The following is a 22130-nucleotide window of genomic DNA, read 5'->3' as shown; positions in this document are numbered from 1 at the left end:
TCGTGCCCCGATTGTCGAGCACGCCTGGCGGGACTGCGGCCAGCTCATCCTGCGGACCCGTGCTCCGTTGACCAGCCACATGTCCGGCCTGGGTGGTAGCCGGGCCGTCCAGCGCGGCCAGCCGGTCGCCGATGTCGCGCGGCCTGTCCTGTGAGCCGGCTCTCTGCTCCGGGATGGCGTGACGTCGTTCCTGGCGTACTACGGGGTGTGCATCGGCCAGGGTTGCCGGCATCCGGGTAACACCGTCAGTAACACCGCCCGAACTGCGTTGCGTGACATAAGGCTCGCCTCGGCCGGGCTCGCCCAGCGCTGCCCCTCGTGGCCCGTCCTCGCCCTGAGCCATCGGTTCCCGACCGGCATGAGGCCCCGCGTCAGACCCCGCGAGAGGCCCGCCAGCAGAACCATTGATCAAGCCGCCGCCGGGACCTGCAAGGGGTGCACCAGCAGGACCGCTGACCAAGCCGCCGCCGGGACCTGCGAGGGGCGCACCAGGTGGACCGTCGGAAGAGCCGGCGGCAGGCCGGGTGAGGGTGCCGGATGCGGGGTTGCCGGTTGTGGGGTTGCCGGTTGTGGGGTTGCCGGATGCGGGGCCGTTGGATTGCTGGACCCTGCCGCAGATGTGGCGGCCGGTGGCGGGGGTGCCGGCCAGGCGGGCGATCTGCTGGGCGAGGGAGTGATCAGCGGGCAGGTAGCGGGCGCAGAGTTCCTGGGCCAGGGCGAGGTGGACCGAGGCTTGGGCTGTGCGGTTGCACTCTCGCTCCATCGCGCCGAGGCGGGCGAGCATTTTGATCCCGGCTGCGGAGGCGTCGCCGTAGACCTCGCGGTGGCGGGTCCAGACGTCTTCGAGGCGGGCTCGGGCGGCGGTGCAGTGGCCGGCGGCGTGTTCGGCGGTGGCCAGGTCGGCTTCGGCGGCCAGGACTCGGGGGGAGAGGGGGCCTTCGCGGGTGATGAGTTCGGCGACGAGGTTGTGGTAGAGCTGGGCGGCGCGGCCGTGGTTGCCGATTCTGTGGAGGACGGCGGCGTGGGTGGCTGCGGCGGCGATGGTGCGTTCGTCGGCGGGGCCGTGGAGGCGGTCTTCGGCGGCGTGGGCGAAGCCGGCCCAGAGGCGGGCGGCGTGGGGGTCGCCCAGGGCGATCAGGATGCGGGCCTGGAGGGCTGCGGCCAGGGCTAGGTCGGGGGTGGCCTCTCGCGGGTCGGCTGCCGCCGGGTCGAGGGCGGGGGCGAGGACGTCGCGGGCGCCGGTGAGGTCGCCCTCGGCGGTCAGCGACTGCGCCTGGGCGGTCAGTTCGGCGAGCGGAGGTGGCACGTGCCTCATAGTGCGTGGTTAGACACCGTCGGTACAAGTCCCGGGGCGCGTACCTCTTTGGACCGGGGTCACTCTTTCCGGCCCTTCCGTCGCTGCTGGGCGGGGACACTGTAGAACTCGGGTATGAGCGCCGACAGTGTTGCCGCCGTCAAACGTGAAATTCTTGTGCGCCATCTGGAAACTTGGGCACCCCAGGCGCTGCACCGCGGGCGCCGGGCGGCCTACGTCCACGGGTACGCCGACGACGTCCCGGATCTTGCCGAGGCCGCCCTTCGGGTGTTCACCGAGCAGTCCGATCTGGTTCGCGGGCGGGAGTTGACCATGCTCGCGGTCGGCTCGGAGGTCGGGGACGTCGCCGCACGGCTGGGGAAGCTGCCGCCCGCTCCTGGGCTCACTGTCCTCACCATCGGGGGTGGGACGCACGAGCGGATCGGGGTGGCGTTGAAGGCTGCGGGTGCTCTGCGCGTACCCATGCTGGGATTTCTGGATGCGAGTAGCGCGAGTGGGCCACCCTCGCCGGCCACGCTCGCGGCCCTGGCGACCGGCAAGCCGGCGGAGATCCTCGTTGTCCTGCCGGCGGGGTCTTCGGTCCCGGACTTCCGGGAAGCGCTGCACACGGCCGGGTTTCCGCTGGTCGCGGCGGTGGAACTCGCGGTTTCCGATGACCCGGCCGACATCGTCGTGTACGCCACCACGCTCGGCAAGAGCCTCGAGTCGTTCAAGGATGTGCTGTGGGCGGTGGACGAGTTCGCAGGCGTCCGATACCGCGATCCGGGTGATCCGGAGCGGCACCTGATCGACATCTCGCTCGAACCGCATCCCGGGCCGTTGCGCCGGGAATTGCTCGCGCATCTCGGGCAGGCCGGGCCGGTGACCGTCGCTGAGCTGCGAACCTTCGCTCTCACCGAGACGGTCTACCGCGCGTCGGATGCGACGCGGGTGGTGCATGCGCTGCTGGACGCCGGGTCGGTGACCCGGCGTCCGGAGCAGGGCCGTCTCGGAGGAGACGTGGTCATCTCGTTATGAGTTGCTGCTCGACTTGTCCTGCTTCCAGGACAGCGGGCCGGGGAGGTCAACGCGGTGTGCCTTCGCCTTGGAGTTCCAGGACCAGCGACCGATCTTGATGGTCCAGGACGACAGGCCCCGCTGCGTGAAGTTCAGAATGAGGGGACCGAACTTCTTGCGACTGCGGTACATGATGCCCATCGGGGTGTCCTTCCGTGGAAGAGCCAGTTGACCCACAGATTCCCGATGTCCGATTTTCTGAAACCCTTACCTGATCAGCGGGGCCGCCAGACTGATTCAGCGCGACTGCCGGGCTGAATCAGCGGGGCTGCCAGGCGTCCGGGCGGGTGGTGAGCTTGCGGACGTGGGCCGGCATCCGGCCGCTGATGAGCTCGGCGAGGCTGACCTCGTCGACGACCTCGCGCACCGCGGAGCGCACCGCGACCCAGAGGTTCGGCAGGTTTTCGGCGGCGCCGGTGTACTGAGTCTCCTCCGGACGCAGGCCACGGACGCCCGCGAGGGGACCGTCGACCGCCCGCAGGATCTGACCGATGGTCACGTCGCGTGGGGGCTGTGACAGCGTGTATCCACCCTCGGCACCGCGCTGCGCTCTGACCACCCCGGCGCGACGCAGATCTGCCAGAACCGCCTCGAGGAACTTCCGGGGCATGTTCTGGTCCTGGGCGATGGCCTGGGCTGACATAAGGGCCGGGTAGGCGTGGGCCAAGCTCAGCGCCGCCCGTACCGCGTAGTCGCCGCGCGCGGAGATCTGCACCACCCCATTCTGCCCCTTCCGCGCCGGAGCACCTCGCGCACCCCAGGATTTATGGGAATTCGGGCATCACAGAGCGTGAATCTCCGATCGCAGGTGTCGCGTCAGGGTGCCGGCTCGACCGCGGCCGGCTCATTGGACGTCAGTCGTTGGGCCGGGATGCGGGCTCCGATGTCGGCGACGTCGTCGGCGACCTCGGCCGGCATCGCGGAGCCGGACTCGCCCCGGAACGCGCCGGGGCTCAGCCCGACCTCGCGGTGGAAGAACCGCCCGAAGTTCGTCGGCTCGCCGAAGCCGAGTCGCCGCCCGATCTCCGCCACCGACATGTCCGTGCAGGCCAGCAGCCTGCGGGCCTCGAGCGCGACCCGATCGTCGACGATCTGTTTCGCGGTCCGTCCGGTCAGCGCCAGGCTCGCGCGGGTGAGCGTCCGCACGGAACAGCCGATCCCCGCGGCGTAGTCCTCGACGCGGCGGCTGCGGCCGTGACCGGCCTCGAGATCGCGCCGGAAACGCGCGAACGTGCGTGACTCGGAGGTGGAGATCGAACCGGCTTCCGTACCCGAAGCCAGCAGTGCGATCCGCAGCACGAGGACGGCGAGCTGATGCCGGAGCAGTCCGGCGGTGAGGTCCTTCGCGCCCGTGGCCGACGAGTGCCGGGCGCAGTCCACCCCCAGCTGCGCGACCTCGGTGATCACGGCATCCTCATCCTCGCCGGCCAGCTGCCAGTTCGAAGGGCCAGGAAGATCATCGATGGGTACGCCGGCCACCTCGGCCGCCGTCAGAAGGTCCCTGTTCCAGCTGACCAGGGTGGCGTCGAGTCCGGGCTCGACGCCGAAGCGCACGGCCTGACCCGGTCTGATCCAGAGCAGGGTGCCCGGCCGGCACCGGTGCGGCTCGAAGTCGATCTCGACCGTGCCGTGACCGGCGGTGGTCAGAGCGAGCAGGTGGTAGGGGAGTCGGCGGGGCTGCGGCTGCGCGGTGGCCAGGTCGGTCTCGGACAGCGTGCAGGTGCCCACGCCGGCCCATCGGGGCGCGGGCGCCGACCTGGTGGGGCGCTGAACGGAGGTGACCATCGAGCCGACCGTATCGGGCCTTGACCAGGGATGCACGCGTGACTCCCGAGGTCAGTGGATATCTCGCTGACGTATCGGAAATTGAGTTTTCAAACGGACAAAAGAGACTTCTCTTTCGTACGTAAAAAGGCGACCCGCGTGGACCGGCAGTATCCACGCGGGTCGCCCCGTAAATCCCTTTTGTTCTTCGAGCTGTGTTGCTATCGACCGGCGAGTAGTCGGTTGACAGCGGCGTCCACGTCCAGATGATCGGACTCCCGGCCCCGCGGCACCACCACATAGGTGCGCCGGAGGAATCGGACAAGAACGCTGCGTGGAACTTCGAACAGTGCGTTGCCATCGGGTGATGACAACGCCAGGGCAATGAAGTCGCCCCGCGGAGTGACCCAAGGCCACGCCCGGACGTCCCCGATCCCCGCTGGCTCGTCGAGCCCGGTCACGAGCAGTTCCCGTGCAAAGGACCAGCTCACGGCTTCCCCACCGGCTGATTCTGCATGGAACAACACGTGGACGGCGTACGGGTCGGCTGGGTCGTAGCGAAGACTGGCGCGCACGGGCAGGGCCGTGGCATCAGGCGCTACGAGCCGCAGCGATGTTTCGACCTCGACGGTCGTTGGACGAATGGTACTCATGGACGAACTCCCCCCGGCACCGCTGCGGGGCTGGTGAACCCCGCGTTTCCCATACTCAGGTGATCCCTGTCATTACGCTCCGCCATACGCTGATCTCACCCAGTAGTGGGAAGACGGTTCCGATAAGCTCTCCGGACAAACCGTTAAACGGTATCTTGTCCTGTTCTGCCCAGGTGCTCGGATCCGCCCGGCGTCGGGTGGTTCAGCAGTTGACTCACTCCGGTAACGTCCATTCCTCCCGGGCGGTGACGGGGGAAGGGAACACTGGGGGATGAAATGAGCGAGAGCCAGGGATTTTGCCGGTGAAAGTGAACGAGATGCCCCCAACTGACCCGATGACCGATTCCCCCGGCAACCCCACGGGTTTCCTCGACCGGATCCGCTCCAACCCCACCGGCCGCCTGGCCCTCAAAATCGGCGTAGGCATCCTCGGCACCCTGGTCGTAGTGACCGGCATCATCCTCATCCCGTTCCCCGGCCCCGGCTGGGCGATCGTGATCCTCGGCCTCGCCATCTGGGCCGTCGAATTCACCTGGGCCAAGCGCCTGCTCCACTTCACCCGCCGCCACGTCCAGGCCTGGACCCACTGGATCCTCAAGCAGCCCCTGCACCTGAGAGCCCTCATCGGCCTGGCCGGCTTCATCTTCATCAGCGCGGTCGTCTGGCTCTCCGTCAAGCTCACCATGGGCATCGACCTGGCGTCCCTGATCTGGAACTTCATCACCGGCAAGTGACGCGCCGACCCTGGTTAGCGCTTCGAGCCGCGGGTCCGGTAGAGTTCGGATCCGTTGAGGGCGATTAGCTCAGCGGGAGAGCGCTCCGCTCACACCGGAGAGGTCACTGGTTCGATCCCAGTATCGCCCACGATCCCGAGGCCGAACTCTGCTCACGGTTAGCGTGAGCCGGGTCGGTCTCGTTTTGTTTTGCGTGGCCTTTGGCCTACGCGGGGTGGGGGCTTCGCCACCCACGCCCCCTACTGACGGGTGTGCGCTTGGCGGCTCGCTTGCGCTTCGTTCGCTTGCTTGCGCTGGGCGGCTCGCTCGCGCTTCGTTTGCTCGTTGCGCTTGGCGGCTTGCTTGCGGTTCGTCTGCTCGTTGCGCTTGGTTTGCTTGTTGCGCTAGGCGGCTTGGTCGGGGGCGGGCCCGGGGCTGGTCGGGTGGGCGGCGCGGCCTCGGGCCCGGGGTTGATTAGAGTGGTCGTAGGGCGGTGGCCTCCCATACGTAGGCTCCTGAGCCGGCGGGGAGGGCGAGGACCGCGGTGGCTACGGCTTCGAGGGTCGGACCGTTCTTTCTTCCGTATGCGGCCATGGCCGTCGCGCCTACCCCCGTGTTGGGCGTGATCGTCGGCAGTACGGTGGTCATCGCGATGCCGAGCTCTTTGGCCTCGGTGGCCGCATAGCCTGTGATCATCCGGATCGTGGCCTTCGCGCCCGCGTAGCCTCCGCTGAGCGGGGATCCACTGTGCAACTCGGCCGCGCTGCCGAACACGATCACCCGGGAGCCCGGCGCGAGTGGCAGCCGCATCGCCGCCCGCAGCCAGACGAACGCGATCCGTACATCGGCGTTCCAGTTAGTGGAGAACGTCTCCCACGTGTGCTCCGCCAGCGGCCTCATCACCGGCACTGCTCCGGCCGTCACCACCAGCAGGCCGGGACGGTGTTCGGCCAGGACCTTGTCGGCGAACGCCTCGTCGGCGGCGTCACCCGCGACCTCACCCGACCGTGCCACGACGGTCACCCGTGCCCCGGCCTCGCGCGCCGCGTCGGCAACGGCGCGTCCCAGGCCGCGGGTGCCGCCGACCACCACCACGTTGTTTTCTTCCATTGGTTCCTCCACAGCATCGGATTCAGATGGGGAGATCCGGGCCGGCGGCGAGACTCACCGGCTGCCCGAAAATCGGGAAGAGATCCGGCTGCAAGAAGATGTGGACGCGCCGGATCCCGGCCCGGGTCATGTCGAGGACCTGCAGCGCATGGGCGTGTGATCCGGAGTAGAGCGCGATGGTCGGCTGTCCGTTCGCCGGCGGCGTCACCGTGACCCCTGTGAATCGGCTCCTCTCCCGCAGCACGCTGGCGCCGAGGAAGCCGAGCACCGATTCCCGTCCGGCGAACCAGGTCGCGTGTGGCGGCATCTCCAGGGTCACGTCCTCGCAGAGAGCGGCGGCGAGCGCCGCCATGTCGGCCTGCTCGAACGCCGTCAGATATCGCAGGAGCCGGGTTTTGGCCTCTGGGCTTTCGGGATCGCTCAGGTCGGACGGGTCGGGAGCCTCCCGCGCGATCCGCGCTCGGGCTCGCAGCAGCGCACTGTTGACCGCGACCGTTGTCGTGCCGAGCGCGCTCGCCACCTCGCCGGCCGACAGATCCGCGACGTCCCGCAGGATCAGCGCAGCACGCTGCCGCGCCGGCAGGTGCTGCAATGCCGCGACGAACGCCAACCGGACGCTCTCGCGATCCCCGGCGACCTCCGCCGGATCGATCGGCAGCGGACTCACCCACCGTGTCTCCTCCCCGGCGGGCCGCGCCGGCAGATGCCAGTCCAGCTCCGGCTCGCCCAGGCCGGCGGGCAGCACCCGCCTCGCTCGCTGCTCGACGAAGCGCAGGCAGACGTTCGTGGCGATCTGATACAGCCAGGTCCGTACCGAGGCCCGCCCCTCGAACCGGTCGAACCCTCGCCACGCCCGCAGAAACGCCTCCTGTACTGCGTCCTCAGCGTCCGTCGCCGAACCGAGCATCCGGTAGCAGTGCACCAGGATCTCGTGTCGCAGCGGTCCGGCGGTCTCCGTGAAACCCGTGTCCTTCACGCGCACACCTCCTCCACCTGTTCAGATCCGCGCGCGTACCAGAAATCACCGGTCCGCCTGGCCCGATGTCCGCGAGAGCGGGCTGGAAGGTCATCATCGGACAGGTCCACAGGATTTGATCATTATCGTTCCGGTCGTGCCGGGTGCCGGCGTGTCCGGCGACAACGTGACGGACTTTCTGTCCGGGTAATAGTGTCCCGGGTGAGGTCATATCGTTGACGCGCGAGTGCAATTTCCGGTATCGGCGGCGGTGGTCCGCAGTCAGGTCGCTGTCGCGCTCGGCAACATGTATCCACATTCAGCGGTGCAAATGGCGCGCAAGCTGGCACCCGGACGCGTCGGGTGCCGGTAAATCCCTGTCTTGCTGGGAGAACTTCGAGCCTGTGTCCCTTTTGGTGGGTCGTAGTGGCGGGGTCGCTCGATCGGGTAATTGACGGGAATTCGGTTCGCGTCAATTCTATGGGAGTTCCGAGGTGGGGGTTGTCCGGCAACGGGCAATATCTTATTCCCTGCGCCATGTCATTACGGGAAAATGATTGAGGGATGGCGGGATGAAGCGCACTACCGGTGCGGTGCTGACCGGGGGCGGGCACACGATCCGGGGTCGCATCATCCGCATGGTGACTCTGCCCCTGGTGGCGATGATCGTGCTGCTCAGTTTCTTCTCGGCCGGTGAGGTCTCCAGCTATCGGGGGGCTGCGGCGACCGAGGAGCGGGTCACGGTCATCCTCGCGATGCAGGGTCTCGTGCAGGAGCTGCAGAACGAGCGGGGGTACGCCGTGGCCCTGCTCGCAGGGGCGGAGGAGTTCCGCGCTCAACTCGGTCCGGCCCGCCGGCAGGTGGACAGCCGCCGGCGGGCGGTGGCGGCTCTGCTGACGGACGGTGGCACGCTCGAGGATCAAGCCGCTGAGCCGGTAAGCAAGCTGGACGGACTTGCCGAGGTGCGGGGCGGCATCGATACCGGGGTGGCCGACGAGGAGGACACGTTCGAGTTCTACTCCACGCTGATCGAGGAGCTGTCCGCGAACACCCGGCACTTGTCGATCGTGAGCGACGAGGCGTTGCGCCGGGGTGCCGAGTCGGTCGAGCAGTTGATCGAGGTACGGGAGGCCACGGCCCAGGAGCGGGTGTTCCTGCGGGGCGTGTTCTCCGCCGGGGGATTCCGCGACGGCGAGTTCTCCGAGTTCCTCGACATCGTCGCCGCCCGGGACCTGTTCCTGACCGAGCTCAACGAGTTCGCCACCCCGGCGACAGCGGCGGCCATGACGGCATTGCTCAACACCGGGAGCGCGGCGAAGGCCCATGCCCTGGAACAGGCCGCGCTGGGATCGGGCGATGGCAGGAAACTGTCGCTGAGCGCCCGGTCATGGTGGTCCGAGCTGGCCACCGTGCTCGATGATCTGACGCGGCTCGCCCAGCGCGTGGGGGAGGACACCCAGGAAAGGGCGAGATCGCTGCGGCAGCGCGCGACCGTGCGTACCACGGCATTGGCAGTGGTTGTCCTGCTCTGCCTCGCCGGCTCGGTCGCCCTGGCCACGGCCGGGACCAGGGCGCTCGCCGGACCGCTGGCAACGTTGGCGGGCGAGGCGAACCGGCTGGCGGAACAGCGGCTTCCGGAGGCGGTGGGGCGGGCGGTGGCGGGCGACGTGGAGGACCCACCTGAACCGGTGACGGTGGCCTCCGGCGCGACCAGCGAGGTACGTCAGGTGGCCGAAGCGCTCGACCGGGTACAGGAGACGGCGTACAACCTCGCGACCGAGCAGGCGCAGTTGCGGCGGACCAGCGCGGAATCATTGGCGAACCTCGGTCGCCGGAACCAGAATCTGCTACGACGGCAGCTCGGCTTCATCACCCGGCTCGAACGGGAGGAGTCCGACCCGACCGGGCTGGCCAATCTTTTCGAGCTTGACCACCTGGCCACCCGGATGCGGCGTAACGCGGAAAGTCTGCTCGTCCTCGTGGGTGCCGCCAGCCCCCGGCAGTGGTCCGGGCACGCGCCGCTGACCGACGTGATCCGCGCTGCGGTGTCGGAGGTCGAGGAGTATCGCCGGGTGATCCTGCGCCGCACCGATGAGGTGCTGGTCCACGGGTGGATCGCCAGCGGCCTGGCGCACATGCTCGCCGAACTCATCGAGAACGGTCTTGTCTTCTCCCCGCCGGACGTGGAGGTCGAGATCCACGGGCGGCGGCTCGGCGGCGGATACCTGATCGCGGTCTGCGACCAGGGCATCGGGATGAACGAGGAAGACCTGCGGCGGGCCAACGAGCGCCTGCGCGGTGACGGGGACTTCCTGACCGCCCCCGCCCGTTTCCTGGGCCACTACGTGGTCGGCCGGCTTGCCGCGGAGATGGGTATCGAGGTGGAGCTCACCCAGTCGCCGGTAACCGGCGTGACGGCCCGGATCCAGCTGCCTGCCGGGCTGCTCGCCGAACCGGCGCCGGTCGGCGCCACCGTGGCCGCGCAGCCACAGACCCCTGGCTACGAGCCGGGCACAGGGGCGGACCGCCACCTGACCGGGCCACTGCCTGAGCCGGAGCGGCAGAGCACCGCCCGGATTCCGGTCGCCCGGGAGCGGCCCCGGGCGCTGGAGGTGGACTACGTCGTCGCGGAGAGCCAACCTGTGGTGTCCGCGTCATGGATGGCCCCGGGAGAGTCCCCGAAACCCGCGTTGAACGTCGAGTACCTGCCCGATCCGGGCGACGCCGGCCGTACGCCGAACGGTTTGCGAAAGAGAATCCCGCGTGAGCGCCGGCCGCACCAGGCAGTGACCGCGCCCGTCCCGGGGCTCGAGCCCGCCGGGCCGATCGCTGACTCGCCCATCGAGGCAGGCGCCCGGTTGTCCGCGCTCCGTGACGGCATGCGGCGCGGAACCGCCGACCGGGTGGGGCGGCAGTGACCCGCGGGCCACTACATCACGGAGAAGTCAAAGGGGACCACATGAACACAGAGGCACCATCCATCGATCGGCATCAGCTCAACTGGCTCCTGGGAAACTTCGTCCATCAGACGGACGGCGCCCGTGACGTCGTGGCTGTTTCGTCGGACGGGCTGCTCATCGCCAGTTCCGACGGGCTGAACCGGACCGAGGCGGACCAGCTCGCCGCCATCGTGTCCAGCATGGCAAGCCTGGCGCGCAGTGCCTCACGCCGGTACGACTTCGACGGACTCAAACTGATCATGATCGAGATGCGCCGCGGATTCCTGGTCATCACGGTGATCGCGGGCGGGAGCTGTCTGGGCGTGGTGGTCGGCGGCGACGGCGATCCCGGCCTGGTGGGTTTCGAGCTCTCGATGCTCGCCGAGCGCTTCGGCGACATGCTGACTCCCGCGCTGATCAGCGAGTCAAGGCAGTATCTGCCGCAATGACACGGGGATCGAGGGGCATCGGCGACCCTGGGCATCCTCCCCCGTACCCAGGGGCGCCACCCGCCGGGGAAGACCCCATGGTCCGCCCTTTCATGCTCACCGGCGGCCGGACCCGGCCGGTTCACGACGGGCTGCGCATCGAGACCCAGTTGCACGCCGCACCGGCCGCCCTGTCCGCTCCGCTGCGGTTCGAATCACGACGCATCGTTGAACTGTGCCAGGTGCCGAAGTCGATCGCGGACCTGTCATCAGCGCTCAGCGCGCCGCTGGGCGTGGTACGGGTCATCGTCGCTGACCTGGTAGCCGAGGGTTACGTACTTGTCGGGGAAGCACCGGGTGAGCTTTCCACCGCGTTGATCGAGAGGATCAGAGATCGTGTTCGGTCGCTCTAGCGCGGTGGCGGCGCCGCCACCGGTTGCCGTCAAAATCGTCATCAGCGGCGGTTTCGGGGTCGGTAAGACCACCTTCGTCGGCGCCGTGTCAGAGGTCGAACCGCTGGTGACCGAGGCCGAGATGACGGAGAGGTCGGTCGGGATCGACGACACCTCGGCGGTCTCCGCGAAGACGACGACCACCGTCGCGCTCGACTTCGGCCGGATCACCCTCGACGACGCGCTGTTGCTCTACCTTTTCGGTACGCCCGGACAGGACCGTTTCGCCTTCCTCTGGGACGACCTGGTCGACGGCGCCCTCGGAGCCATCGTGCTGGTCGACACCCGGCGCATCGAGGACTGTTTCCCGGCTATCGACTATTTCGAGATGCGGGGAATCCCCTTCGTCATCGGTGTCAACGCATTCGACGATGCACGCCGGTTCGACCTCGCCGAGATCCGCGACGCCCTCGGGGTGCAGGACGGTCTTCCCATGGTGGAGTGTGACGCCCGGCGGCGCGAGTCCGTCAAGGCAGTGCTGGTGGCTCTGACCGAACGGGTCCTGACTCGCAGACGCGCCCATCGGACGAGCTGACCCGTTCCCGTGTGGGGCTGATCCGGGGTGACACCCGGAAGGAGTAGGCGGTCTGTACGGCGTGGCCGCCGATCGGTAGCGGTGGGGTTCCGAACCGCTGGGACGGCAGCCGGGTCAGCCGATCTCTGAATGGAATCAGAGGGGTTAATTTCGGTTACGGCGCCGCGGTTCGGCGGTTATCAATTTTTGCTTTCGGTGGGTGTTTCTGCGCGCCCGCATGTCCTTGATCGAGGTGACGACGTGCTGCATGTGTCCCGCTGGTTCACGGGTCTCCTGGTGGCCGGCTGCTTGTCCTTGGCTGCTTGCGGTGGGTCCACTCCGGATCCGGTTCCCGCTGTGCCCGCGGCCCCGACGAACGTTGCGGCCCCCACGAGCTTTGCCGGGTCGCCGACGCCGTCGGAGCTGGTGAGCTCGTCGGGTGTGGGTGACCGGGCGATGCCTGATGTGAACGGTGAGCGGCTGTCCGACGCTGAGGCGTTGCTCGGGGCGGCGGGGTTCATGTCGGTGCGGGCTGTGGATGCGACCGGGAAGAACCGGACGATTCTGGAGAAGAACAACTGGGTGGTGGAGCAGCAGGAGCCGTCGGCGGGGGCCGGGGTCGCTGACGGGATGACCGTGACGCTCGGGGTGCGGAAGCCGACCGATGACCAGGATGACGTGGCGGTGGAGAAGGGTGTTGTGCCCGACGTTGTCTGTCACGACCTGCAAGAAGCTCAGGATGCGCTGCGGGGGGCCGGTTTCTTCGTCGTGGTCGCCAAGGACGGTCTGGGGCAGGGGCGGTATCCGCTGGTGGACCGGAACTGGATTGTTCTGGGGCAGTCCGCGAAGGCCGGGAGCAGCCCGGAGAAGAAGGCGGCCATTCAGTTGACCGTCGTGAAGTTCGGGGAGCCCACCGGGGACTCCGGGTGCAAGAGCTGATGGCGGGCGAGGAGCTGGGCTTCGGGTATCCGGTGCTCGATTCGGCGGAGCTGGAGCCGATCAAGCGGCGGATGTTCCGGCGGCCGCGGCGGGAGTTGCACGAGATTCCCCGGCAGCCTCCGGGCAGTGTTCTGGTCTTCCAGCTCGGGGATTCGTACGAGGTGCTGCCCGACACCTCGCTGCGGCTGGACGCGGAGTTGGTGGTTGACGCGGTTGCCGTGGCGGTGGTGTCCACGCGGCAGGTGCAGCGGGAGGCGGTGGCTTATCTGCCCAGCGCTGATCCGCGTACCTGTGTGGCGGTGCGGGCTGTTTTCTTCTGCCTGGTGACCGATGCGCAGCTGGTGCTGGACGCCGGGTGCTGGGATGTCGGGCCGCTGCTGGCCGATCATCTGAGCGCTGATCCGCGGCTGCGGTTCCTGACCCAGTCGACGGATCTGCACGGTGGCTGGCCGCATTTTCAGCGGAATGCCACGGCCCGGTTGCTGGCCTATCACGAGATGCATCCGCTGATCGTGGCCGGGTTGACCGTACGCCTCACCGATGTGGCCTTTGAACCGCAACGTCTCGCCACCCTGCCGCAGCAGCAGGGCAGGACCGTGCCGGCGGCGCCGCCCCCGGAGGAGGACGGCGCGCCGGGGGAGATGCCTATGGCCGACGGCGACCCGGCGATCATGCGCAACTACACCTGGGGAGAGAACCGTGAGTGACCGCAGTCGTGGCCGGGCGTTGCGTGTCCTGACCGGGGCCGACGAGGATGTGCTCGACACCGTGCCGGGGGAACGGGCGCGCTTCACCGCCATGGGCGGGGTGGTGCTCGGCACCGCGCTGATCGCCATGTTCTCCATGACGGTGGCGTTGATGTGTGTGTTCGACGGCTTCCACCCGAGCATTCTGCTGTTCGTGCCGGTCTGGGGCGCGTTCATCCTGTCGCTCGACCGGTGGCTGATGGCTAGCTCCGCGTCGCCGCACGCCGGCGTCCGGGCCCGCAAACTGGTGCCCCGCCTGGTGCTCTCGATCATTTTCGGGGTGGTGATCGCCGAGCCGTTGCTGCTGGGGGTCTTCCAGTCCGCTATCGAGCAGCGGGTCCGGGACGACCGGATCGTCTCGGCCGGGCAGTACGAGACCGATCTCAAGAAGTGCAACCCGCCGCCCGGCACCGCGGAGGCGGCCCCGTCCGCGCCCGGGCGCAACGCCAGGACCTGCGACGACAAGCGGATCAACGTCCAGACCGACGCGCCCGCCAAGGAGAAGGAGATCGCCGACGTCAACGGCGACATCAAGACCCTCAAGGCCGACGTCGACCAGGATGACAAGAAGTACGAGAACATGGAGGCGCTCGCCCGCAAGGAGTGCAACGGGACCGATGGCGAGGGCCTGAGCGGCAAGACCGGGCAGGGACCGAACTGCCGGCGGCTGCGCGGCGAGGCGGAGAAGTTCTACTCCGACCAGAACATGGTGGCCAACCACACCAAGCTCAAACAGCTCAACGACCGGCTCGTGACGCTCACCGGGGAGCTGGGCACCAGCCGCGCCGATGAGGGTACGAAGATCAACGACGTCATCGCCACGAAGGTCGGCGACTACAAGAGCAACCAGCGGGAGATCGGCCTGCTCGAGCGGCTGGGTGCGCTCGGCAAGCTCGTGGACGAGAACACGTACATGCACTCGGCGGAGTGGGCGTTGCGGCTGTTCTTCATCGTGGTCGACGCGTTGCCGGTCATCGTCAAGTTCCTCACCGGCTACACGGCGTACGACCGGATCGTCACCGACCGCCTGAACCGGGGCCGCCGGATGCAGGGCGTCGTCAACGAGACCGAACGGCGCCGCGGGGTCATCCACGAGGCGCTGGCCCGGCATCAGATGCTCGCCGAGCACGCCGCCGCCGTCGACAAGGTCGAGGTTGACGCCCGGATGCGCAACGTGGACGTCGAGGTGCTGCGGGAGGAGCTCACGGACGCGCGCGCGGAATATCTGCTGCACGACTCGCCGACCCTGCCCCTGACCGTGCCGCCCCCGCGCGGCGGGATCGACGGCGACATCCGGCCGCGGGGCGGGAGCGACGGTACCGTCCGGCCGCGGGGCGGGACTGACGACGACGCCCGGCCGCGGGGGTGGCGGCGATGAGCGTCACCGTCTCGGAGCGCAAGAGCTACCCGATCTACATCATGCTCGACAGCTCCGCGTCCATGCGCCGGCGGCTGCCCGGCGCGCTGGCGCCGCAGGAGGAGTTCGAGCAGATGATCCCCGATCTGATCATGTCGCTGTCGGACTCCCGGTCGCTGGCCAAGGCGGCGTGGATCAGCGTCATCGCATTCGGTGACCGGCCGGAGCTGCTGTGCCCGATGACGTCGCTGGCCGAGCCGGTGCAGGTGCGCAGCCCGCGCGACGGCGGGCACACGGACTACGCCGGTGCGCTGCGCTTCCTGCACGAACGCATCGAGGTGGACCGCGTGGCGATCGAGGCGCACGGAGCGGCGGGCAACTACCGCACCAAGGTGGCCCGGCCGCTGGTCTTCTTCATCACCGACGGGGCACCGTACGCCCACGGCGAGTTCCAGCGGCCCGGGGAGTGGATGCCGTACCGCGAGAAGATCGTCTCCGAGCCCGTACAGGCCCGGATCGCGGCGATCGGCCTGCACGGCGCCCACCAGGGCACCCTGTTCGCGATCGCCACCGGCAAGGGCCGCGAGCGCAACGCGTTCATCGCCACGGCGCGTGACGAGGGTGCGGGGGACAGCCTCGCCGAGAGCGTCATCACCGTCATCGAGCGCAGCATCAAGCTCTCCGTCCGGACGGGCGAGATGGTGATCGACGAACCGCGGGGGATGCGGCGGGTCCATGATTGAGAACCCGTTCATGGCCGTGGTGGTGGCCACCGTGCTGGGCGTGACCGCGCTCGCGCTGGTGCTGTTCGGTACGGGACATCTGACGCTGCCACCCGTGGAGAAGATCCCCCGCCTGTGGCACCGTCCCGATCGCAACCGCGACGGGATCGAGCCGCCGCCCGACGTGCCGGTGAAGGAGGAACAACCGGAGGAAGCACAGCCGAAGGTGGTCCGGCTGGTGATAGACCCCCCGCGGGACGGCCAGGAACGCGAACCCCGGCTCCCGGCACGGGTGGTCACCGGCAGCGCCTGGCACGGGTCGTTCTTTCACGGATGGTGCGGCACGACCGGCGGTGCCCGGCCGGCGGTGCTGCTCAACGTGCGGGCCGCCAGCCTGCGCGGCGCCACCCACGCCGGGATGGGCACCGAGGGACAGGACGCGATCGGCGCCGCCTGGGACGAGACCAACTCCGCACTGTACGTAGCCGTCGCCGACGGGCTGGGCTCGTTGGCGGCCTCCGGGCGGGTGGCGGCCGAAGCGATCACCGCCGCGTTGCACCTGTGCACGACCCGCCCGGACAGCCTGAGTTTCGCGGACGGTGCCACCCGGATGTTCCAGGCCATCGGGGCCGGCCTGGTGCGCTCCCTCAAAGAGGGCGAGAGCGGGGCCTGCACCCTGGTCGTCGCCGAGGTGATCCCCCGGTTCGACGGCGCCGAGGTCACCGTCGTCGGCGTCGGCGACTCCGAGGCCTGGGCACTGTTCGACAGCAGGTGGACGGTGCTGCACCACGAGCGGGGCGGCAGCGAGAACGCCACCCGCGACATGCCCACCCACGCGGCCGAGCCACGGGTCTACAGCTTCGTGCTGTCGCCCGGGTCGGTGTTGCTGCTCGGCAGCGACGGCTTCACCGGTGCCCTGGACATGAGCGTGTCACCGCTGGCCCGCGCCCTGGCCCGGCTCTGGCGGCAGCGCCCCGGCTGGCTCGACTTCGTCAACCACGTCGGCTTCGTCGACGAGTACTGGTCCGACGACCGGTCGGCGGTCGCCGTGTGGATCGGAGAGGGCGCCGTCGATGGGTGACGACCTGGACGCAGACCTGGCGGAGCTGGACTTCTTTGACCCGCGGCAGGTCCGGATCGACCCGGGTGGCAACGCGACGCTGCGCTGGTGCCGCTACCGGGGCGAGCAGTACCTGTTCAAGGAGTTCACCCCGGAACACCTCAGCGACGTGCACGAGGATGCGCTGGTCCGGCTGTTGCGCTGGCGGGAGAGCCGGTCCGGGCCGGATCGGGAGCGCCTTGACGTTCTCACCGCCTGGCCACGGCGCACCGTACGCGGTGACGGCCGCCTCGCCGGGCTCCTGATCCCCGCCGCGGACAGCCGGTTCTTCGCGGCCGGGCGCCACGGTCTGCGTACCCCTCGCAGTCTCTCTGATCTGCCCGGGGCGAGTCCCGGGATGCCGGCGCCGCACCTCACGTTCGCGATCCTCGGCCACGTCATCCTGGCGGTGCGCTGGCTGCACGGTCAGGGGGTCGTGGTGAACGACCTGCAGAACGAGAACGTGCTGTTCGCCGCGGACCCGGTGCACCCCGCCGTGTACGTCGTCGACTGCGACTCCATGGTCTCCGGCCGGGAGTGGGGGCAGGTCGCGAGCCCGGCCGCGCCCGACCTGATGGACGAGGTCATGCCGACCGTCAGCATCCCCACGGCCGCGAGCGACCTGACGAAGCTCATGTGGACGGTGGTGCGGGTGCTGCTGGAGGTCCCCAACCTCACCGGTCTCGGGCCGGACGACCGTGCGGTACTGGCCGCCGTCGCGCCCGCCGGCACCCGCGACCTGCTGCTCGCCGTGGTGGATCACCCCGCGGACGGCCCGGCCTGGGACCGGCTGGCCGAGCAGTGGTCACGGCTGACCGGGGAACGGGAAGCGCCCGTGATCCTGCGCTCGGGGTGGCTGCCGCCCGGATATTCCTACCGGCCCGACCCCGGTCCGCCGGTGCTGCCGGCCCGGCTGCTGCCCGGCTACGTGGCGTCCACCGCGCGCGGCAGGGTGGCGATGCTCGCCGTCACCGCCATGTCGCTGATCGGGATCACCAGCGTCGTGTTTGCCGTCATCATCGGACTCCGGATGGGCGACTTCTGATGGAAACCCGCAACAACCCGGTGCTCGTCCTCAACCTGGGCGCCGCCGACATCAAGCTTCCCGCGGACGACGTCCACTACCTGTTCCAGGACGGGCCGTTGCTGCGCATCGGGCGTACGGCCGACGACGGTCCCGGGCAGCGGCTCGGCCATTTCGTGCCGATGCTGGGGCGGTGGTACTTCCACGCCGACAACGTGCCCGCCGCCCGGGTGCTGCGCATCGACGGCGGCCCGGTGAGCAATGTGCGGCAGAAGCTCGACCTGGACCGGCCCACCAGCATCGGCCTGCTGTCCAGCGCGCCGACCGGCCCGTTCCACCCGCGTACAGCGCCGGAGGGGGAGGCTCCGCGGCTCCCCGCGAGGATCCGTGACGACAAGCCGTCGCGGGGTGCCCGGCGCTATGTCATCGGGCGTACGGGCACCCACGCCGACATCTCGATCGACGACCCGCTGGTCCGGGCCCGGCACGCGACCGTCCGGGTCGACGGTCTGGGCCGGTGGTGGATCTCCGGTGAGCTCTACGTCGGCGGCGTACGCCAGATGTCGGCGACGCTGTCCGAGGGTGAGGTGTTCGTCATCGGCCAGACCGCGGTGACCGTCAGCGCGGAGCTCCTCGGCGGCACCGCCCGGATGCCCGATCCCGTCGCCGGTGTCCGGGAGGTCGTCCCCGGTGCCCGGCGCCCCTCGACGGCGGAGACCGGGTTGTCGGTGCGCCTCGACGGCGTCACGGTCTACGGCCACCAGAACCGCAAACGCCTCGACAACGTGACCATCAGCATCGATCCGGGTCAGGTCGTCGCGGTCGTCGGGCCTTCGGGTGCGGGCAAGTCGTCGCTGATCAAGGTGCTGATGGGTGAGCTCGCCGAGCAGCAGGGGACCGTTCAGCTGGGGCCCGGCAACGGGTTGCGTACCGATCCCGAGCTGCGCCGCAGGCAGGTCCGTTACGTCCCGCAGGGTGACGACGGGCTGTTCGGCACGCTGACCGTCCGGGAGACGCTGACGTATGCCGCCCGGTTGCGCGCGGCGGCGGACACCTCCGCGGCGGAGGTCAAGGACCGTGTCGCCCAGGTCCTCGACCGGCTGGGCCTCGACCAGCTCGGGGACCATCCGGTCGACGACATCTCCGGGGGCCAGAAACGCCGGGTGTCGATCGGCACCGAACTGGTCGGCGATCCCCAGCTCCTGCTGCTGGACGAGCCCACCAGCGGGCTGGACCCGGGCAAGGACCGCGACATCATGCGGAGCCTGCGCGAGGTCGCGGCCACCTATCACTGCACGGTGATCATCGTGACCCACGCGACCGAGCATCTCGGCTATGTGGACAAGGTGATCACCATCGGCAGGGGCGGCCGGGTCCGGGACGCGGGACCGCCCGGATCGGTGCTCGCCACGCTGCGTCATCCGACGTGGGCGGACCTCATGGTCGAGCTGGACCAGGACCCGAAACCGGGAAACCAGCGCAACACCCCACCCCCGGGCATCACACGTACGCGCTCAGCGCCCCTTCTGCGCTGGAAGCTCGCCGGTCTCCCCACATTGCTGCACCGTCAGCTGATGCTCACCGCGCGCCGCGGCCGGGGCACCCTGGCCGTGCTGTTCCTGGTCCCGCTGATCTGCACCGGGCTCGCCGTGGCGGCGTCGGGTGGCGGACTGCGACCCAGTGCCGCGATCGGCTCGGTGCTCTCGATCCTCGTCACCGTGGCGGCTCTGACCGGGGCGTCGCTGACCTACCCGGACATCGTCAACGACGAGGGCAAGCTCCACCGCGACTTCCGGGTCGGCGTCGAGGCGCTGCCGATCGCGCTGTCCAAGGCGATCGTCTTCACCGGCGTGTGCGCGGTGCTGGCCGGGGTGGTCAGCGTCGAGTTCGCCCTGCTGCGCGATCTGCCGCCGGACGCGTACGGGCTCCCGCCGTTCGGCATGCTCTACGCCGTGGTCCTGCTGACCATGCTCGCGTCGATGGGCATCGGCCTGTTCATCTCGGCGTGCTCGCCGAGCCTGGAACGGGCGGTCACGTGGAGCACCCTGCTCGCGGTGCTCCAGGTCGCACTCAGCGGCACCCTGTTCCACCTGAACGGGTTCCTCGGCATCGTCACGCGGATCCTGCCCGCCCGGCTCGGGCTGGCGGCGATGGCGTCGTACACCGGCTTCAACAGCTATCGCGGTCCGGCCCTGTACACCGACGCGTTGTGGAACGCGGGTGCGACCAGGTTCTGGCTGCTGGTGTTCGGCCTGGTCCTGGCGCTGGCCGTCGCGGTCTGGGCGTCGGTGCTCGTCCTGCACCGCCGGTGGACGCGGTGAACCCCGCCGAGGACGGGCAGGTTCCGTGGGCGCTGTGCCGGGCCGCCGCCCGGTCCGTGCGGGACACCGAGTTCGGGCGGGAAGCCGAGGCGGTCGTACGCCCGCGCAGCACGCTCGGGGTGTTCCGCACCCGCGGCCCGCTGAGCCTGCTGATCTACGTAGCGGCCAGGGACGGGCGGCTGGTCTGGCGCGGTCCCGGCTCGTTCGCGCTGCTGCAACCGCCCGCGGACGCCCGCAGGCGGTCCCCGAGCCCGGGACTGCGGCAGGCGGTGCTGCGCCGGGTCGTACGCAGCTGGGACCTGTTCCTGTTCTGTGCGCCCATCGCGGTGCTCTTCGCCGTGGCGGCGGTCTGTGCCGTGCTGTTCCGGGCAACCGGGCAGCGCTGGCTGATCACGGCCGGTCTGCTGGTGACGGTGGCCGTCCTGTCGTATGTCCTCATCATGCTGAGCTGCCTGGTGGTCTGGGGCTCGCTCTGGTTCTTCCGGGAGTTCGGCCGGCGGGCCCGGGGCAGCGGCCCGATCGCGGCGGAGCTGTTGCCCGGCACCCGGTGGACCCTGGCGTTCTGCCATCACCTCGACGCGGGGCGGCCGGAGCCGTTGCTGCGCCTGGTCCAGCAGCGCCTCGACCGGCTGTTGCGGGCGGAGCTGGAGCGCGTCGCCGCCGACACCGGTGTCCGGGTGAAGGACGTGCAGACGACCGAGTCGCTGGTCTGCCTGCGGCGGGGGGTGACGACCGGGCTGATGCGTGCCGCGGTTGCCGCGTGGTCGGACCGGGGGCATCTGTTCGCCGCCGACAGCGACGTCACGGTGCTGTTGTCCGACCACCGGCCCGTACGGGCACCGATCCGGATCTTCGATCGTGGTGGCTTTCTCTTCTGGTATCTCTCGGCGGAGATCGCGATGGTCGCGCTGTTGTCGCGGGACGTTCCCCGCTGGGAGCGCGCGGTGTGTGCCACGCGGTGCGACGGGCACCCGGTGACCTACTGGGACGCGTTCACCTGGCTGGCCCAGCGGCTGCTGTTCACCGATCCGTACGGCCTCGGCCCGGCGAGCCGGCAGTCCTGGGTCATCGGCTGGCTGGTGAGCCTGATGTCGCTGACCGGCCTGCTCGTCACCGTCGCCGCCATCAACCAGTACACGCGCATCCGGCGCATCGAGATGAACTCCCTGGCAGAAGGGTTCAAGATCGTGCATGACCACACCCGTACGCTGATCATGGTCGCCACCGGGGACGAGTACGAGGCCGTCGTACGTGCGGTCGGCGCGGTCAGCGACGTCACGCCCCGCCCGATCGTGCTCCCGCACCAGGTCGTCACGGAGCTCGGCGCGGTGGGCCGGACCAAGCTGATGCTGGCCCAGGTGGAGCCGGGCACGGTGAGCCCGGGTGCGGCGTCGATCGCCGCGGCGGCCCTGGTCACCACGCTGGACCTGGACTTCCTGATCCTGACCGGGATCTGTTACGGGCTGCGGCCGGGGGAGCAGGAGGCCGGCGACATCCTGGTCAGCACCCAGCTGCGCGCGATCGACGACCGCAAGGAGATCGACCCCGCCGGCACCGGGCAGCCACCCCTGCCGCGGGAAGGTGCGGAGGTCGCCCGGATCCTTGAGACGACCGAGCCGCCGCCCGGGCCCCGCACCGTCCTGATCCGTGGCGACCAGGTCACGCCCTCGACGGCCCTGCTCGCCCGGATGCGGGAGGTCGCGCGCGGCTACGGCAAGTCGCCGCGTGTCCATTTCGGGCCGATGCTGTCGGCGGGGACGCTGGTGAACTCCCGGTCGCTGCGTGACGAGCTGCGGGCCCTGGCGCCCGACGCGGTCGGCGGGGAGATGGAGGGCGCCGGCGTGTATGCCGCGTCGGCGCACGCCAAGGTCGACTGGATCGTCGTCAAGGCGGTCTGCGACTGGGGGTTCGGCAAGACCGACGACTTCCACGAGCTCGCCGCGGCCAACGCGGCCACGTTTGTGGTCAGGGCGGCGGAACAGGGCCTGCTCGACGACGCCCCGGCCCGGGGCACCATCTGAGC

At 69.4% G+C, this 22130-nt stretch carries 21 protein-coding genes and 1 tRNA gene; 15 read left to right on the top strand and 7 right to left on the bottom strand.

Features of this window, described 5'->3' with window-relative positions; translation table 11 throughout:
• A partial coding sequence (locus Ahu01nite_RS24565) for a fibronectin type III domain-containing protein (protein ID WP_239159100.1) occupies positions 1–1315 on the bottom strand: 1315 nt, incomplete at its 3' end.
• A 114-nt stretch (positions 1316–1429) separates the two neighbouring features.
• Between Ahu01nite_RS24565 and Ahu01nite_RS24560 the strand changes: the two genes are divergently transcribed.
• Positions 1430–2332, top strand: coding sequence for a hypothetical protein (locus Ahu01nite_RS24560; RefSeq protein ID WP_203838968.1), 903 nt, complete (start codon positions 1430–1432; stop codon positions 2330–2332).
• Here Ahu01nite_RS24560 and Ahu01nite_RS24555 read toward each other — a convergent pair.
• The 4 genes from Ahu01nite_RS24555 to Ahu01nite_RS24540 form a co-directional block, all read right to left on the bottom strand.
• Positions 2327–2512 carry a DUF4236 domain-containing protein gene (locus Ahu01nite_RS24555; RefSeq protein WP_203838967.1) on the bottom strand — a complete coding sequence of 62 codons (186 nt, stop codon included), beginning with the start codon at positions 2510–2512 and terminating at the stop codon, positions 2327–2329. The two genes, Ahu01nite_RS24560 and Ahu01nite_RS24555, sit on opposite strands and share 6 nt — an antisense overlap.
• A gap of 118 nt (positions 2513–2630) precedes the next feature.
• On the bottom strand, positions 2631–3086 hold the full coding sequence (locus Ahu01nite_RS24550; protein WP_203838966.1) for an RrF2 family transcriptional regulator: 456 nt from the start codon (positions 3084–3086) through the stop codon (positions 2631–2633).
• A gap of 101 nt (positions 3087–3187) precedes the next feature.
• A complete protein-coding gene (locus Ahu01nite_RS24545) occupies positions 3188–4156 on the bottom strand; it encodes an AraC family transcriptional regulator (RefSeq protein ID WP_203838965.1) in 969 nt (322 codons plus the stop codon).
• 200 nt (positions 4157–4356) lie between these two features.
• On the bottom strand, positions 4357–4788 hold the full coding sequence (locus Ahu01nite_RS24540) for an SsgA family sporulation/cell division regulator (RefSeq protein ID WP_203838964.1): 432 nt from the start codon (positions 4786–4788) through the stop codon (positions 4357–4359).
• A 335-nt stretch (positions 4789–5123) separates the two neighbouring features.
• Between Ahu01nite_RS24540 and Ahu01nite_RS24535 the strand changes: the two genes are divergently transcribed.
• Positions 5124–5522, top strand: coding sequence for a TIGR02611 family protein (locus Ahu01nite_RS24535; protein ID WP_203838963.1), 399 nt, complete (start codon positions 5124–5126; stop codon positions 5520–5522).
• A 58-nt stretch (positions 5523–5580) separates the two neighbouring features.
• Positions 5581–5652: transfer RNA gene (locus tag Ahu01nite_RS24530), tRNA-Val, on the top strand.
• 323 nt (positions 5653–5975) lie between these two features.
• On the opposite strand, the gene Ahu01nite_RS24525 is transcribed toward Ahu01nite_RS24530, so the two are convergent.
• Both Ahu01nite_RS24525 and Ahu01nite_RS24520 read right to left on the bottom strand, forming a co-directional pair.
• Positions 5976–6611: an SDR family oxidoreductase gene (locus Ahu01nite_RS24525; protein ID WP_203838962.1), complete on the bottom strand. Its 636-nt coding sequence runs from the start codon at positions 6609–6611 to the stop codon at positions 5976–5978.
• Between the two features lie 22 nt (positions 6612–6633).
• Complete coding sequence (locus tag Ahu01nite_RS24520; RefSeq protein WP_239159099.1) at positions 6634–7587, bottom strand: RNA polymerase subunit sigma-70; 954 nt, start codon at positions 7585–7587, stop codon at positions 6634–6636.
• Positions 7588–8138: 551 nt separating this feature from the next.
• Between Ahu01nite_RS24520 and Ahu01nite_RS24515 the strand changes: the two genes are divergently transcribed.
• From Ahu01nite_RS24515 to Ahu01nite_RS24460, 12 genes are all read left to right on the top strand, one after another.
• The gene (locus Ahu01nite_RS24515) at positions 8139–10484 is read left to right on the top strand and encodes a sensor histidine kinase (protein WP_203838960.1); all 2346 of its coding nucleotides are present in this window, start codon (positions 8139–8141) and stop codon (positions 10482–10484) included.
• A gap of 41 nt (positions 10485–10525) precedes the next feature.
• The gene (locus Ahu01nite_RS24510) at positions 10526–10954 is read left to right on the top strand and encodes a roadblock/LC7 domain-containing protein (protein ID WP_203838959.1); all 429 of its coding nucleotides are present in this window, start codon (positions 10526–10528) and stop codon (positions 10952–10954) included.
• A gap of 77 nt (positions 10955–11031) precedes the next feature.
• A complete protein-coding gene (locus Ahu01nite_RS24505) occupies positions 11032–11346 on the top strand; it encodes a DUF742 domain-containing protein (protein ID WP_239159098.1) in 315 nt (104 codons plus the stop codon).
• Positions 11327–11920: a GTP-binding protein gene (locus Ahu01nite_RS24500; RefSeq protein ID WP_203838972.1), complete on the top strand. Its 594-nt coding sequence runs from the start codon at positions 11327–11329 to the stop codon at positions 11918–11920. The genes Ahu01nite_RS24505 and Ahu01nite_RS24500 overlap by 20 nt, the downstream gene beginning before the upstream one ends.
• A 435-nt stretch (positions 11921–12355) precedes the next feature.
• On the top strand, positions 12356–12838 hold the full coding sequence (locus tag Ahu01nite_RS24495; protein ID WP_203838957.1) for a PASTA domain-containing protein: 483 nt from the start codon (positions 12356–12358) through the stop codon (positions 12836–12838).
• A complete protein-coding gene (locus tag Ahu01nite_RS24490) occupies positions 12826–13545 on the top strand; it encodes a hypothetical protein (RefSeq protein ID WP_203838956.1) in 720 nt (239 codons plus the stop codon). Before Ahu01nite_RS24495 ends, Ahu01nite_RS24490 begins: the two co-directional genes overlap by 13 nt.
• A complete protein-coding gene (locus tag Ahu01nite_RS24485; protein WP_203838955.1) occupies positions 13538–14962 on the top strand; it encodes a DUF4407 domain-containing protein in 1425 nt (474 codons plus the stop codon). Before Ahu01nite_RS24490 ends, Ahu01nite_RS24485 begins: the two co-directional genes overlap by 8 nt.
• Positions 14959–15684 carry a vWA domain-containing protein gene (locus Ahu01nite_RS24480; protein ID WP_203838954.1) on the top strand — a complete coding sequence of 242 codons (726 nt, stop codon included), beginning with the start codon at positions 14959–14961 and terminating at the stop codon, positions 15682–15684. Before Ahu01nite_RS24485 ends, Ahu01nite_RS24480 begins: the two co-directional genes overlap by 4 nt.
• Complete coding sequence (locus Ahu01nite_RS24475; protein WP_203838953.1) at positions 15677–16744, top strand: protein phosphatase 2C domain-containing protein; 1068 nt, start codon at positions 15677–15679, stop codon at positions 16742–16744. The genes Ahu01nite_RS24480 and Ahu01nite_RS24475 overlap by 8 nt, the downstream gene beginning before the upstream one ends.
• The gene (locus Ahu01nite_RS24470; RefSeq protein ID WP_203838952.1) at positions 16737–17807 is read left to right on the top strand and encodes a hypothetical protein; all 1071 of its coding nucleotides are present in this window, start codon (positions 16737–16739) and stop codon (positions 17805–17807) included. Before Ahu01nite_RS24475 ends, Ahu01nite_RS24470 begins: the two co-directional genes overlap by 8 nt.
• Positions 17807–20107, top strand: coding sequence for an ATP-binding cassette domain-containing protein (locus tag Ahu01nite_RS24465; protein WP_203838951.1), 2301 nt, complete (start codon positions 17807–17809; stop codon positions 20105–20107). The genes Ahu01nite_RS24470 and Ahu01nite_RS24465 overlap by 1 nt, the downstream gene beginning before the upstream one ends.
• Positions 20095–22128, top strand: coding sequence for a 5'-methylthioadenosine/S-adenosylhomocysteine nucleosidase family protein (locus tag Ahu01nite_RS24460; protein ID WP_203838950.1), 2034 nt, complete (start codon positions 20095–20097; stop codon positions 22126–22128). The genes Ahu01nite_RS24465 and Ahu01nite_RS24460 overlap by 13 nt, the downstream gene beginning before the upstream one ends.
• Positions 22129–22130: the final 2 nt, after the last annotated feature.

Source organism: Winogradskya humida (genome assembly GCF_016862215.1).
GTDB classification, from domain to species: Bacteria; Actinomycetota; Actinomycetes; order Mycobacteriales; family Micromonosporaceae; genus Actinoplanes; species Actinoplanes humidus.
This window is presented reverse-complemented; position numbering and strand designations above follow the sequence as displayed.

What these genes read in the sequence shown, in the direction of transcription:
- Ahu01nite_RS24515 (WP_203838960.1), top strand. Translation starts at nt 8,139, where the DNA reads ATGAAGCGCACTACCGGTGCGGTGCTGACCGGGGGCGGGCACACGATC.
- Ahu01nite_RS24540 (WP_203838964.1), bottom strand. Translation starts at nt 4,788, where the DNA reads ATGAGTACCATTCGTCCAACGACCGTCGAGGTCGAAACATCGCTGCGG.
- Ahu01nite_RS24495 (WP_203838957.1), top strand. Translation starts at nt 12,356, where the DNA reads ATGCCTGATGTGAACGGTGAGCGGCTGTCCGACGCTGAGGCGTTGCTC.
- Ahu01nite_RS24480 (WP_203838954.1), top strand. Translation starts at nt 14,959, where the DNA reads ATGAGCGTCACCGTCTCGGAGCGCAAGAGCTACCCGATCTACATCATG.
- Ahu01nite_RS24465 (WP_203838951.1), top strand. Translation starts at nt 17,807, where the DNA reads ATGGAAACCCGCAACAACCCGGTGCTCGTCCTCAACCTGGGCGCCGCC.
- Ahu01nite_RS24470 (WP_203838952.1), top strand. Translation starts at nt 16,737, where the DNA reads ATGGGTGACGACCTGGACGCAGACCTGGCGGAGCTGGACTTCTTTGAC.
- Ahu01nite_RS24475 (WP_203838953.1), top strand. Translation starts at nt 15,677, where the DNA reads ATGATTGAGAACCCGTTCATGGCCGTGGTGGTGGCCACCGTGCTGGGC.
- Ahu01nite_RS24535 (WP_203838963.1), top strand. Translation starts at nt 5,124, where the DNA reads ATGACCGATTCCCCCGGCAACCCCACGGGTTTCCTCGACCGGATCCGC.
- Ahu01nite_RS24555 (WP_203838967.1), bottom strand. Translation starts at nt 2,512, where the DNA reads ATGGGCATCATGTACCGCAGTCGCAAGAAGTTCGGTCCCCTCATTCTG.
- Ahu01nite_RS24545 (WP_203838965.1), bottom strand. Translation starts at nt 4,156, where the DNA reads ATGGTCACCTCCGTTCAGCGCCCCACCAGGTCGGCGCCCGCGCCCCGA.
- Ahu01nite_RS24525 (WP_203838962.1), bottom strand. Translation starts at nt 6,611, where the DNA reads ATGGAAGAAAACAACGTGGTGGTGGTCGGCGGCACCCGCGGCCTGGGA.
- Ahu01nite_RS24560 (WP_203838968.1), top strand. Translation starts at nt 1,430, where the DNA reads ATGAGCGCCGACAGTGTTGCCGCCGTCAAACGTGAAATTCTTGTGCGC.
- Ahu01nite_RS24505 (WP_239159098.1), top strand. Translation starts at nt 11,032, where the DNA reads ATGGTCCGCCCTTTCATGCTCACCGGCGGCCGGACCCGGCCGGTTCAC.
- Ahu01nite_RS24510 (WP_203838959.1), top strand. Translation starts at nt 10,526, where the DNA reads ATGAACACAGAGGCACCATCCATCGATCGGCATCAGCTCAACTGGCTC.